The following is a 12,776-nucleotide window of genomic DNA, read 5'->3' on the forward strand; positions in this document are numbered from 1 at the left end:
GGAGGTGTTGATGTCTTTTTCGCGATCCACTGCTTTTCGTCACCGCGCGGCACCTGCATTGAAGTCGGCGGCTAAATTCATCATTATCAATGCGGTTACCTACGGCCCCGCCGGCGTTACTGGCTGGGCGGTAAAATCGGTAGCGCGACGCCCGTTGCGCCTGCTGCTGGCTGTGGCCCTTGAGCCATTGCTGAAACGCGTGATGAACCGGTTGGCATCGCGCTTCATCAGGGAGAACGATGAAAAGACTGCAAACTGAATTAATGGCGTTGATGAACCGTGGCGTTGATCGCCACCTGCGGCTGGCGGTTACCGGATTAAGCCGCAGCGGTAAAACCGCCTTTATTACCTCACTGGTTAATCAGCTTTTAACGGTTCACAGCGGCGCGCGTTTGCCGCTGTTTTCCGTTGTCCGGGATGAGCGGTTGTTAGGCGTTAAACGGGTGCCCCAGCGTGATATGGGCACCGCGCGTTTTACCTACGACGAAGGTCTGGCCCAGCTCTACAGCTCGCCGCCCGCCTGGCCGACGCCAACCCGTGGCGTTAGTGAAATGCGTCTGGCGCTGCGTTACCGTCCCAATGATTCGCTATTGCGCCACCTGAAAGAGACCGCAACGCTCTATCTGGAGATTGTCGACTATCCCGGTGAGTGGCTGCTGGATCTGCCGATGCTGGCGCAGGATTACCTCGGCTGGTCACGGCAGATGAACGGTCTGCTGCAGGGCGATCGTGCTGAGTGGGCAAAACCCTGGCGCGCCCTCTGCGAAAAACTCGACCCGCTTGCTCCCGCCGATGAAACGCAACTGGCAGAGATTGCAGCGGCCTGGACCGACTATCTGCACCGCTGTAAATCTGAAGGTCTGCACTTTATTCAGCCCGGCCGCTTCGTGCTGCCTGGCGATATGGCTGGCGCGCCCGCGCTGCAGTTCTTCCCCTGGCCAACGGCTGATGAGGCGCAACGCACTAAGCTGGCGCAGGCGGACAAGGGGAGTAACTTCAGCATGCTGCAACAGCGGTACAGCTACTACTGCCAGCATGTGGTGAAAGGCTTTTATAAAAATCATTTCCTGCGTTTTGATCGCCAGATTGTGCTGGTTGACTGCCTGCAACCGCTGAACAGCGGACCCCAGGCGTTTAACGATATGCGACTGGCACTGACGCAACTCATGCAGAGTTTTCATTACGGTCAGCGCACCCTGTTTCGCCGGCTCTTCTCACCGGTGATCGACAAATTACTCTTTGCCGCGACCAAAGCGGATCACATCACCAGCGATCAGCACGGCAACATGGTCTCGCTGTTGCAGCAACTGGTGCAGGATGCCTGGCAGAACGCCGCGTTTGAGGGAATTAGTATGGATTGCATCGGGCTGGCATCGGTGCAGGCCACGCAGAGCGGCCTGGTCGATCACCGTGGCGAGAAGATCCCGGCCCTGCGCGGTCACCGGCTGGATGATGGCGAACCGCTCACCGTCTATCCGGGCGAAGTCCCGCCGCGCCTGCCCGGCAACGCTTTCTGGCAACAGCAGGGTTTTCAGTTTGAACAGTTCCGGCCGCAGCAGCTCGATGTCGATCGCCCGCTGCCGCATATCCGCATGGATGCCGCGCTGGAATTTCTATTGGGAGATAAATTGCGATGAGTGATCCACTGAAGCCGCGTATCGATTTTGCCCGCCCGCTGGATGAGAGCACCACCACGCCGTTGCGCCCGGCGCAGACCTTTGAAGCGGACGCGCAGGCTGCCTTTCTGGCGGTGCAGGATGAAGATGTCGCTGTCGAAGAGGAGGGTGCCGGTGAACGGGCGGTGGAAGCCGCGCTGAAACCTAAGCGCAGTCTGTGGCGCAAAATGGTGACGGCTGGCGCGCTGCTGTTTGGCGTCAGCGTGATTGCGCAGGGTGTGCAGTGGACACATGACGCCTGGCTGGCCCGCGACTGGTTTTCGCTGGGCAGCGGTGTGGCGGGTGGGCTGATCGTGCTGGCAGGTGTCGGCGCGCTGACTACTGAGTGGCGTCGGCTTTATCAACTGCGTCAGCGTGCCGAAGAGCGGGATGTGGGCCGGGAGCTATTGCACAGTCATGGCATCGGCAAAGGTCGGGCATTCTGCGAAAAACTGGCACAGCAGGCGGAGCTTGATCAGGCGCATCCGGCTCTGCAGCGCTGGCGTGCCTCCCTGCATGAAACCCACAATGACAGTGAAATTGTACGCTTATATGCGCAACTGGTGCAGCCGGTACTGGATCGGCAGGCGCGGCGCGAAATCAGCCGCCATGCTGCGGAAGCGACACTGATGATTGCAGTCAGTCCGCTGGCGCTGGTGGATATGGCGTTTATCGCCTGGCGTAATCTGCGGCTGGTCAATCGCATCGCGGCGATATACGGCATCGAGCTGGGCTACTTCAGCCGTATCCGGCTGTTCCGCCTGGTGCTGCTCAATATGGCTTTTGCCGGTGCTTCGGAACTGGTACGGGAAGTGGGCATGGACTGGATGTCTCAGGACATCGCCGCCCGGCTTTCCACAAGAGCCGCGCAAGGCGTTGGGGCAGGATTGCTGACCGCAAGACTGGGCATTAAAGCGATGGAGCTTTGTCGTCCACTCCCCTGGCTGGAGCAGGACAAACCACGACTCGGCGATTTCCGACGTGAACTGCTGGGCCAGTTGAAAGAGGCGTTACAGAAGGGCGGCAATAAGTCAGCCTGATGTTCACGTGACACAATAAAGGCGGCCAGGCCGCCTTTATTAATCAGTGTGGCTGGCGAAGCACCTGCCGCGAATCGATAGTCAGGCACTCACCCGGACAGGTCGCTTCATCGGTGATCACCGGATCTGCCGGTAGCGTAAAGGCCATTCCATTTCTCTCCCTGATGAAATGCGCCATCCCGGCAAATGTCCATGACATGCTCAGGCCCAGCCCGCCGAAATCATCATATTTTCGTAACGTCGCGACCTTCGGTAAATACTCACCGGTCAGACGATAATAGAGCGCACCCCGGAAACCTTTCGGTACCTGCTGGGTGATCGCCTGATCGAGCAGGGCAAATTCTTTGCGAGCCGGGACGGAGTAACCGTTAATCAGGTGACTGATGGCCAGCGAGGCCGCCGCTGTGACCAGCAGTGCACAAAAAGCATTTTTCCATTTTAACTTTTTGCTGATTTCAAACAGGCCAAGGATAAATGCGCTGGTGGTAATTAGCGCACCGGCGATTAAAGTGCGGTAGGCCGCCATGCTTTCACTGACAATCAGATTGGGTAGTGCGGCAATCAGCAGTAAGACGAACATCAGATAAAATTTGTCGTTGCCCGCAGCTTTAATTTTCTTCAGTCCAAAACCAATAATGATTGCTGAGATGATCACCGACACCGTTTTTGCGCCGAGATCAAAGTTACAAATAACGTTCTTCAGGTATTCGGTGAAAAACCATTTCAGCTTAATCGGGATGTCGTAGCTGAAGGCCGAACGTGGCAGCGTATGGCCATAGAGCTGGACCGGCAGAACCTTTGAAGCTATCAGCGCGGCAAACATGCCTGCGCCAAGGACCATTAAAGAGATCAGCGCCCGTTTCTTATCAATTTTTCGTTCTGAAAAGCACAGGTCCAGCGCGGCAAAGAAGGTAAAACTCATTGCGGCCGGTTGATAGAGACAGAAAGCGATGGTCAGCAGGCTGAACGCGAACAGGCGGCAGGCGATTCCCGGTTTAATTGAAAGACGGTAGCTGGCACCCGCCAGTAAAATGGCAGCGATGTAGGGGAAACAGGATGCCCATGCAACATATACCTGGAATGAAGGCAGCAGACAAAGCAATAACGCAAAGGTTATCCGCTGAGCCTGATTCTCCAGCAGTGCATTTTTCTGACACAGGCTATAAAGGTAATATCCGGTAAAAATGAGCAGAACAATCGCGACAGATCGTAACAGCGCCAGCCGCTCTACACTCTCCACCAGAAAAGAGGCGCTGTACTGAATAATGCCATATACCGGCCTGCCGGATAACGTGTCCCAGTTTAAAATACTGAGCTTATCAGTGTTAGCCCAGTAGAGATTTGTCCAGTCATCGGTGTAGGCATACTGGGTTAAATACGCGGGGCTGTAAGCAATCAGAAAAACGATCGCAAAAAGCAAAAAAACCTTACGGTGGGATAAGCCGGTATCAGTGGCAATCATCATTCATCCTTTTTAATCTGACTCTTTTCCCTGCTCCTGGATGGGCAGTTTATTCGGTGTTCTGAGGTGAGTGTATTTTTGCTGGCGCGGATTTCCGCAAAATATAGCGAGGCCGGTTTTTAGTTTCCATATAGATGCGGCCAATATATTCACCCAGCACCCCAATGCCAATCAGCTGAACCCCCCCGAGGAACAGTACGGAAACCAGAATAGAGGGGTAGCCAGGCACCGGGTTACCGAACAGCAGTTTATCCACGATCATCCAGAGTCCATACAGGAAGGCCAGCGAGGCAACAAGAAAGCCCAGATAGGACCAGATGCGCAGCGGAACGGTCGAGAAGGAGGTAAGCCCCTCCAGCGCAAGGTTCCACAGCTTCCAGCCGCCGAATTTGCTGCGGCCCGCGATTCGCTCAGTTCGCACATACTCCACGATATCAGTCTGTCCGCCGACCCAGCTCAGAATGCCCTTCATAAAGAGATTCTTCTCAGGCAACAGCTTAATATTCTCAACCATTTCACGCGACATAAGCCTGAAATCACCGACGTTTTCTTCTATCTGAGGATGACTAATACTGTTGTGCAGTTTGTAAAACCAGCGGGCTGTTTTGCGTTTGAGGTGGCCATCGGCACGGCGATCAATCCGTTTGGCTAAAACAATATCAGCCCCTGCCTGCCACTTTCGAATCATCTCGGGAATAATCGCAATTGGATCCTGCAAATCCACATCTATCGGGATAACGGCATCACCGGTTGCGGCGTCCAGCCCGGCAAACAGCGCCGGTTCTTTGCCGAAATTTCGAATAAACGACAGGCTGTGCACCAACGGATCGCGCTGGCTGAGTTGCGTAATCAGCGCATGCGTTGCGTCTGTGCTGCCATCATCAATAAATACGATTTCAACCTGCAAGGCGGCCAGCGTTTCATCTTTTCTGACCGCATCATAAAAAAGAGGGATGGCATCCTCTTCATTGAATACCGGTACCACCAGAGAGATTTTCATTATTCTCCTTTGAATACGATAAAGCGGGAAAAAAGAAAGCCGCACGCCAGACTGATAGCCGATGAGGCAATCAACGTAACAAGGGGATAAAGGCCGTACCAATCGGCCAGATAACCTACGCTGAATGCCATCGCGCCCATAAAAACGACGTAAAGAATATAACGCCAGGCGGTCGCCTGCTGTTTAAAGGTCCAGCGCGCATTAACAAAGAAAGAGAAGGTGACGGCCAGGCAAAAAGCAATCAGATTAGCAGTCGACTGGAACAATCCCAGGCTGAGGCAAATAAAAAAGGTCACCCAGTGGATCAACGTATTCACCAGGCCCACAGTCAGATATTTTGCGAAGAAAGTCAGCATATTATAATCAATTCTAATCAGTTGGAAAAAATATACAGCAATCAGCCAGTAATCAACAGTCTGGTACTGACAAAGGCTGACAATCAGCGATCGAACTTTGAATTCAGCAGGAAGTACAAAACTCCGCCATACGCGCCTGAGCTGTCAACTTTTCCTGACAGATCCCTTTCTACCGGCCTGCGACTTAGCGTAATATTATTTTATCTGAACCTGATTAAGGCGAACGCAATGCGTCTGGAAGTGTTCTGTCAGGACCGTATTGGCCTGACGCGTGAACTGCTCGATCTGCTGGTGGCACGCAACATTGATTTACGCGGTATAGAAATCACGGCGCTGGGCCGCATCTACCTGAACTTCTCTGCCCTGGAATTCGACGCTTTCAGCAATCTGATGGCGGAAATCCGCCGTACACCAGGCGTAACAGATGTGCGCACGGTCCCGTACATGCCTTCTGAACGGGAGCATCGCGCACTGAGTGCATTGCTGGTGGCAATGCCTGATCCGGTCTTCTCGGTCGATCTGAAAAGCAAGGTGGAACTGGCTAATCCGGCAGCGCAAAACCTGTTTAATCTTGATGAAGAGAAGATGCGTAACTTCAGCGCCGGTAATCTCATCAACGGCTTTAACTTTATGCGCTGGCTGGAAAGCGATCGGGTTGAGGCGCAGGCGCAGCATGTCGTCATTGAAGGGCGTGATTTCCTGATGGAAGCGCGTCCTATCTATTTGCCGGGCGAAGAGGGACAGAATGACAGGCCGGTGGGCGCGATGGTGATGCTGAAATCAACCGCTCGTATGGGCCGTCAGTTGCAGAATCTGGTGGTCACCGACGAATCGGAGTTTGATCATATTATTGCCGTCACGCCGAAGATGCGTCAGGTGGTCGATCAGGCGCGCAAACTGGCGATGCTCGATGCACCATTGCTGATTGTTGGCGATACCGGCACCGGAAAAGATATGCTGGCACGCGCCTGTCATCTGCGCAGTGCGCGTGGAAAAAATCCTTTCCTGGCGCTGAATTGTGCCTCTCTGCCTGACGACGTTGCGGAAAGCGAGCTGTTTGGACATGCAGCCGGCGCCTATCCCAATGCGCTGGAAGGCAAGAAAGGCTTTTTTGAGCAGGCGAATGGCGGCTCGGTCCTGCTGGATGAGATTGGCGAGATGTCGCCGAGAATGCAGACCAAACTGCTGCGTTTTCTCAACGATGGCACCTTCCGCCGCGTCGGCGAAGAGCATGAAGTGCATGTCGATGTGCGGGTGATCTGCGCCACGCAAAAAAACCTGATTGAACTGGTGCAGCGCGGGGAGTTCCGCGAAGATCTCTTCTACCGCCTTAATGTGCTGACGCTGCAGCTGCCGCCTCTGCGCGATCGCCCACAGGACATTCTGCCGCTGACCGAAATGTTTGTGGCCCGCTTTGCGGATGAGCAGGGTATGGCGCGTCCGCGCCTCTCATCACAGCTCAATGCGTTTCTGACCCGCTATGCCTGGCCTGGCAATGTGCGTCAGCTAAAAAATTCCCTTTATCGCGCATTAACTCAGCTGGAAGGTTACGAACTGCGTCCGCAGGATATCGTGTTGCCCGAACAGGCGCTGGATGTGTCACTGGGGGATGAGGCGCTGGAAGGAACGCTGGATCAGATCACCAGCCGGTTCGAACGCTCAATTCTGACGCGGCTTTATCTCTCTTATCCCAGCACCCGAAAGCTGGCAAAACGGCTGGGCGTTTCACACACCGCGATAGCCAATAAGCTGCGGGAATATGGTCTGGGGCAAAAGCGCAACGAAAGCGAATAAGCGGCAAAGAGAAGGTGATAAGCGGATAACCGGGTTATCCGCTTTTTTTATTACTTCAGCGCGGCCAGCGCAGCGTCGTAATCTGGCTCAGTGGTGATTTCATCAACCAGCTGGCTGTAGATCACTTTGTCGTTCTCATCCAGCACGATCACTGCACGTGCGGTCAGACCTTCCAGCGCACCATCGGCAATTTCCACGCCATAGTCATACTTAAACTCTGAACCGCGCAGCGTCGACAGCGTTACCACGTTGCTCAGGTTTTCTGCGCCACAGAAACGCGACTGAGCAAAGGGCAGATCGGCAGAGATGCATAACACCACCGTATTATTCAGCTCGCTAGCAGCCTGATTGAACTTGCGCACTGATGAAGCACAGACACCGGTATCAACACTTGGGAAAATGTTCAGAATTTTGCGTTTTCCTGCATACTCAGAGAGCGCGACGTTGACCAGGTTTTTAGCGACCAGTGTGAAAGCTTTGGCTTTATCGCCAGCCTGAGGAAACTGACCTGCAACCGGTACGGCATTACCCTGAAAATGAACAGTCTGAGACATAGTGATTCCTTTTGATGATAAAAAAGATCTGACACAAAACGGCTAAAGATAGCCGTTGTTTATGACATAAAAGTTAAGGGTTTACGAGTTCAATTGTGGAATTTAACGTGGCGCTCACCCACTGCGTCACACATTGTGGAGTGGAAATGAGAACGGTAAAAAGTTATCCCGAAGCCTGGCCCTTGCATACGCCGTTTGTCATCGCCCGTGGAACCCGGACCGAAGTTAAAGTGGTGGTGGTTGAAATCGAAGAAGACGGTGTTAAAGGCGTCGGAGAAGCGACACCGTATGCCCGTTACGGTGAAAGCGAAGCCTCTGTACTGGCGCAAATCGGTACCCTGCTACCTGCGCTACAGCAGGGCATGACACGTGAGGCGCTTCAGCAGGCACTGCCTGCCGGGGCCGCGCGCAACGCCATCGACAGCGCACTGTGGGATCTCGCCGTGCACCAGCAGCAGAGCAGCCTCTGGCAGCTTAACGGCGTCACTCCGCCTGAGGATGTGGTGACCGCGCAGACCGTCGGTATTGATACCCCCGAAGCGATGGCCAGCAGCGCACTCGCGCTGTGGCAGCATGGTGCAACGCTGCTGAAAGTTAAGCTGGATAATAATTTCATTACCGAACGTCTGATGGCGATCCGCGCCGCCGTGCCGGAAGCGACTTTGATTGTGGATGCAAATGAGTCCTGGCATGCCGAAGGCCTGGCGGCACGTTGTCAGTTGCTGGCGGACATCAATGTGGCGATGCTGGAGCAGCCCCTGCCTGCAGGTGAAGATGCGGCGCTGGCGAACTTTATCCATCCCTTACCGATCTGCGCCGATGAGAGCTGTCATACCCGTGAAAGCCTGGCGGCGTTGCGAGGGCGTTATGAGATGGTCAACATCAAGCTGGATAAAGCAGGCGGGCTGACCGAGGCGCTGGCGCTGGCGGATGCCGCCCAGCAGCAGGGTTTTGCAGTAATGCTCGGCTGCATGCTCTGCACCTCACGGGCGATACACGCTGCGCTGCCGCTGGTACCGCAGACCCGCTTCGCGGATCTTGACGGGCCAACCTGGCTGGCGGTGGATTCAGAACCGGCAATCACCGTGCGCAACGGTCAGTTGATTATTGCTGCCAGCGCAGCAGGTTAACCATCATCTCAAGATAGGTCTCTGTGGCTTCATCCACTGAAATCACCGGCATTTCAGCGGTCACGCAAGGCAGGCTGAGATCGTGACACCAGCTGCCGAATGAGCCGGGCGTATCATAACCGACGCTGCTGACGCGGGGGAGGCCGGTATGGCTGGCCAGCCAGCCGCCAATCTCCACCTGATGCGGGTCGTCAATGCAGCCCAGCGGTTCATGCCATGAGACGATCCAGCGCGGTTTCAGCTGATGAATCAGGGCACAGAGCGCCTGGGTTTCCGGTTCAGAACCCGGATGGGTGCCGGTCGACAGCGCCACATCGCGCGCATCGGCCGCACTGTTCCAGCGATAAACCGTCTCGCCTGACTGCCAGTTCGCCGCCGGGAAGTTGCGGTTGAGATCGACGCCGTTTGCGTTAGCGCGTAGCCCCAGTTGACAGCCATCCGGATTGACCGCCAGCACCACGTGGTGCCGACGCATGCCATCGGGTAATGTCCGTAACGCAGCGGAGAGGGTGGCGATGGCCGCATTCTCATCGCCGTGGGTGCCGGCCAGAATCAGACCGCTGTCGGGATCGCCCAACGGGGCCGGAAACCACAGCAGCGGTGCACCCAGCACTGAGCGGCCATACTGCTGATACGGAACGTCCAGTTTGCCGCGCAGGGTACGCGGATGGAGTGGCGACATACTCATTTCCTCATAGGGTTTTACTAAAAGTAGCGGAAAAGCCGTGCGCGGAAAATAGCTATTTATCTGTCAGCCATTTGCGATAAAGTGCCCTGCACAAGCTGCATCGGCAACAGACTGGTGCAGCACTTCTTTGGGGTAAAGGAGTGATAATGGTAAAGACCTTTCGCATGACGCTGGCAGCAATCAGTCTGAGCAGCATCCTCACACCCGCCATCGCGGCGAATCCTCCCGCTGGCGCGCAGCTGGCTGAACAGCAGCAGATCGTCCGCCACATTAAAGATGAACCCGCTTCCCTCGATCCGCTTAAAGCGGTGGGGCTGCCGGAAATTCAGGTGATTCGGGATCTGTTTGAAGGCCTGACTAATCAGGATGCGCAGGGCAAAATTGTACCGGGTGTGGCGCAAAGCTGGAGCAGCAGCGATAACAAAACCTGGGTCTTCACCCTGCGCAATAACGCGCGCTGGTCGAACGGCGATCCGGTCACTGCTCAGGATTTTGTCTACAGCTGGCAGCGCCTGGTCGATCCCAAAAACAGTTCTGCTTTTGCCTGGTTCGCAGGCCTGAGTGGCATTGAAAATGCAGCGGCGATTACCAAAGGCGAAATGACGCCCGATAAGCTTGGCGTGGCTGCCCAGGGTAAATACCAGTTGAGGGTGACGCTGGATCGTCCGGTGCCGTGGTTCCCGGCGCTGGTGGCCAACGTGGCGCTCTTCCCGGTGCCCCAGAAAATAATTGCACAGGAAGGTGACAGCTGGACGGCACCCGGCAAACTGGTCGGTAACGGTGCCTATCAGCTGAGCGAGCGGGTCGTGAACGAGAAGATCGTCCTGACCCGTAATCCTCACTACTGGGATGATGCACATTCGGTGCTGACAAAAGTGACCTTTGTGCCCATCAATGAAGAGTCGAGCGCGACCAAACGTTATCGTGCCAATGATATCGATATCACCGAATCCTTCCCTAAAAATATGTATGCGCTATTGAAGAAAACGTTGCCGGGAGAGGTCTACACACCCGACCAGTTAGGCACCTATTACTATGCGTTTAACACGCAGAAAGGGCCGACGGCTGATGTGCGGGTGCGCAAAGCGCTGTCCTGGTCAATCGACCGAAAAGTGATTGCCGAAAAAGTGCTGGGTACCGGAGAAAAACCGGCATGGCACTTTACGCCCGATGTCACTGCAGGCTTTAAGCCTCTGCCTGTTTTCATGCAACAGCACGATCAGAATAGCCTGAATGCGCAGGCCAAATCGCTGCTGGCTGCCGCCGGTTATGGCCCCGGCAAGCCATTAAAACTCAAACTGCTTTATAACACCTCAGAGAGCCATCAAAAGATTGCGATTGCCGTGGCCTCAATGTGGAAAAAGAATCTCGGTGTGGATGTCACCCTGGAGAACCAGGAGTGGAAAACCTACATTGACAGCCGTAACAGCGGAAACTTTGATGTGATTAGGGCTTCGTGGGTCGGCGACTACAACGAGCCCTCAACCTTCCTGAACTTGCTGACTTCTGGCAACAGCAGCAATATCTCACGCTTCAGTAACGCGGATTATGATGCGGTTATCGCTAAAGCCAGCCGTGAAACCAGCGATCAGGCACGTAACAGCGATTACAATCGTGCCGAGCAAATCCTGGCTGAGCAGGCCCCGGTCGCCCCCCTCTATCAGTACACCAATGGCCGACTGATTAAACCCTGGGTTAAAGGCTATCCGATCACCAACCCTGAAGATGTCGCCTACAGCCGTGAACTGTGGATTGAAAAGCACTAAGCCTGTGGTGGCCGATTTTCCGGCCACCTGCTGACATCTTTCTTCACAGCCCTGCGATTGCAACTCAACGCCCTCACGTTAGACTGTATCGTATTGATATTAGTGGTGAGGCAACGTTGTGGACGTCATTGAAGGAAAAGCATTACAGGTTTCAGATGCTATCATCTCCTGCCAGCTGGATGGCAAGGGGGGGATGATCCCCATTGCTGAAGATGAAGTTATTGAGTGTGAGCAGCCTTGCTGGCTGCATCTGAACTATACCCACAGCAAGAGCGCAGAATGGCTGCAGTCGACGCCACAGATCCCCGATGCCGTGCGTGATGCCTTAGCGGGCGACAGCATGCGTCCACGCGTCAGCCGACTGGGCGACGGATTTATGATCGTGCTGCGCAGCGTCAACCACAATACCGATGCGCGCCGCGACCAATTGGTGGTGATGCGGGTGTTTATCAACGATAAGCTCATCGTTTCGACCCGACGGCGTAAAGTTTCTGCCGTCGATGAAGTGCTCACTGATTTGCAAAATGGCAACGGCCCGATTGACTGCGGCAGCTGGCTGGTTGATGTCTGTGATGCCCTGACCGATCACACCAGTGAATTTATCGAAGAGTTACATGACAAAATCATCGAGCTGGAAGATGCGCTGCTTGACCAGCAGATGCCCGCGCGCGGCGAGCTCGGTCTGCTGCGCAAACAGCTGATTGTGATGCGGCGTTACATGGCACCCCAGCGGGATGTCTATGCCCGGCTCGCCAGTGAAAAACTGGCCTGGATGGATGACAGCGAACGGCGCCGGATGCAGGAGATTGCCGACCGTCTGGGGCGCGGGCTGGATGATCTGGATGCGGGCGTGGCGCGCACCGCGATTCTGGCTGACGAAGTCGCCTCTGCGATGGCAGAATCGATGAACCGCCGCACCTATACCATGTCACTGATGGCGATGATCTTTTTGCCCGCCACGTTCCTGACCGGCCTGTTTGGTGTCAACCTGGGCGGCATTCCAGGCGGCGGATGGGAGTATGGCTTTACTATCTTTTGTCTGTTGCTGGTGGCACTGGCGGTGGGGGTCGCGGGCTACCTGCGCAAACGGCACTGGCTTTAGCGAGGGAGAGGTGACCCGGGCGGGAGTCTCATTTGATTACGGAAGTACCGTCGGGTGGGCTGAAAATCGCGTTAAGAAAACAAAAGCTGATCGACATCAATAACCGAATGTCGCCGCTGACGCAAACTCTCTCCCGCAGGTGAATGCAACGTCAAGCGATGGGCGTTGCGCTCCATATTGTCTTATTTCCATATTTAGAATTATTGCATAGCACATTTAATTCGAAACA

Annotated in this window: 12 protein-coding genes; 7 read left to right on the plus strand and 5 right to left on the minus strand. The window is 55.0% G+C overall.

The features are described 5' to 3' along the window. Nucleotides 1-10: 10 nt before the first annotated feature. Genes pspD through HZZ01_RS04465 form a run of 3 tightly spaced genes read left to right on the plus strand, consistent with a single transcriptional unit; the run spans nucleotide 11 to nucleotide 2,695 of the window. Entirely contained in the window at nucleotides 11-259 is a 249-nt protein-coding gene (gene pspD / locus HZZ01_RS04455) for a phage shock protein PspD (RefSeq protein WP_179895663.1), read from the plus strand. Then, complete coding sequence (locus tag HZZ01_RS04460) at nucleotides 240-1,637, plus strand: YcjX family protein (protein ID WP_179895664.1); 1,398 nt, start codon at nucleotides 240-242, stop codon at nucleotides 1,635-1,637. The genes pspD and HZZ01_RS04460 overlap by 20 nt, the downstream gene beginning before the upstream one ends. Then, the gene (locus HZZ01_RS04465; protein ID WP_179895665.1) at nucleotides 1,634-2,695 is read left to right on the plus strand and encodes a YcjF family protein; all 1,062 of its coding nucleotides are present in this window, start codon (nucleotides 1,634-1,636) and stop codon (nucleotides 2,693-2,695) included. The genes HZZ01_RS04460 and HZZ01_RS04465 overlap by 4 nt, the downstream gene beginning before the upstream one ends. A 43-nt stretch (nucleotides 2,696-2,738) precedes the next feature. Here HZZ01_RS04465 and HZZ01_RS04470 read toward each other — a convergent pair whose 3' ends face one another. Genes HZZ01_RS04470 through HZZ01_RS04480 form a run of 3 tightly spaced genes read right to left on the minus strand, consistent with a single transcriptional unit; the run spans nucleotide 2,739 to nucleotide 5,513 of the window. Further along, nucleotides 2,739-4,160 (minus strand): hypothetical protein, encoded by a 1,422-nt coding sequence (locus tag HZZ01_RS04470; RefSeq protein WP_255434114.1) that lies wholly within the window; start codon nucleotides 4,158-4,160, stop codon nucleotides 2,739-2,741. 46 nt (nucleotides 4,161-4,206) lie between these two features. Continuing rightward, complete coding sequence (locus tag HZZ01_RS04475) at nucleotides 4,207-5,157, minus strand: glycosyltransferase family 2 protein (RefSeq protein ID WP_179895666.1); 951 nt, start codon at nucleotides 5,155-5,157, stop codon at nucleotides 4,207-4,209. Continuing rightward, nucleotides 5,157-5,513: a GtrA family protein gene (locus HZZ01_RS04480; protein ID WP_179895667.1), complete on the minus strand. Its 357-nt coding sequence runs from the start codon at nucleotides 5,511-5,513 to the stop codon at nucleotides 5,157-5,159. Before HZZ01_RS04480 ends, HZZ01_RS04475 begins: the two co-directional genes overlap by 1 nt. Before the next feature lie 228 nt (nucleotides 5,514-5,741). Between HZZ01_RS04480 and tyrR the strand changes: the two genes are divergently transcribed. After that, entirely contained in the window at nucleotides 5,742-7,307 is a 1,566-nt protein-coding gene (tyrR, locus tag HZZ01_RS04485) for a transcriptional regulator TyrR (RefSeq protein WP_179895668.1), read from the plus strand. Nucleotides 7,308-7,357: 50 nt separating this feature from the next. Here the strand turns inward: tyrR and tpx are convergent, their stop codons facing one another. Next, nucleotides 7,358-7,861, minus strand: coding sequence for a thiol peroxidase (gene tpx / locus HZZ01_RS04490; RefSeq protein ID WP_013357974.1), 504 nt, complete (start codon nucleotides 7,859-7,861; stop codon nucleotides 7,358-7,360). 146 nt (nucleotides 7,862-8,007) lie between these two features. Here tpx and ycjG point away from each other — a divergent pair, with 146 nt between their 5' ends. Beyond that, the gene (gene ycjG, locus HZZ01_RS04495; RefSeq protein WP_179895669.1) at nucleotides 8,008-8,991 is read left to right on the plus strand and encodes an L-Ala-D/L-Glu epimerase; all 984 of its coding nucleotides are present in this window, start codon (nucleotides 8,008-8,010) and stop codon (nucleotides 8,989-8,991) included. Here ycjG and mpaA read toward each other — a convergent pair. After that, complete coding sequence (gene mpaA / locus HZZ01_RS04500; protein WP_179895670.1) at nucleotides 8,966-9,673, minus strand: murein tripeptide amidase MpaA; 708 nt, start codon at nucleotides 9,671-9,673, stop codon at nucleotides 8,966-8,968. The genes ycjG and mpaA overlap by 26 nt on opposite strands. Before the next feature lie 152 nt (nucleotides 9,674-9,825). On the opposite strand from mpaA, the gene HZZ01_RS04505 reads away from it, so the two are divergent. Then, a complete protein-coding gene (locus tag HZZ01_RS04505; RefSeq protein ID WP_179895671.1) occupies nucleotides 9,826-11,445 on the plus strand; it encodes an ABC transporter substrate-binding protein in 1,620 nt (539 codons plus the stop codon). 118 nt (nucleotides 11,446-11,563) lie between these two features. Further along, nucleotides 11,564-12,547 (plus strand): zinc transporter ZntB, encoded by a 984-nt coding sequence (zntB, locus tag HZZ01_RS04510; protein WP_179895672.1) that lies wholly within the window; start codon nucleotides 11,564-11,566, stop codon nucleotides 12,545-12,547. Nucleotides 12,548-12,776 lie beyond the last annotated feature (229 nt).

The sequence above is a fragment of the Pantoea sp. WMus005 genome (assembly GCF_013415305.1).
Lineage (GTDB): Bacteria > Pseudomonadota > Gammaproteobacteria > Enterobacterales > Enterobacteriaceae > Pantoea > Pantoea rara.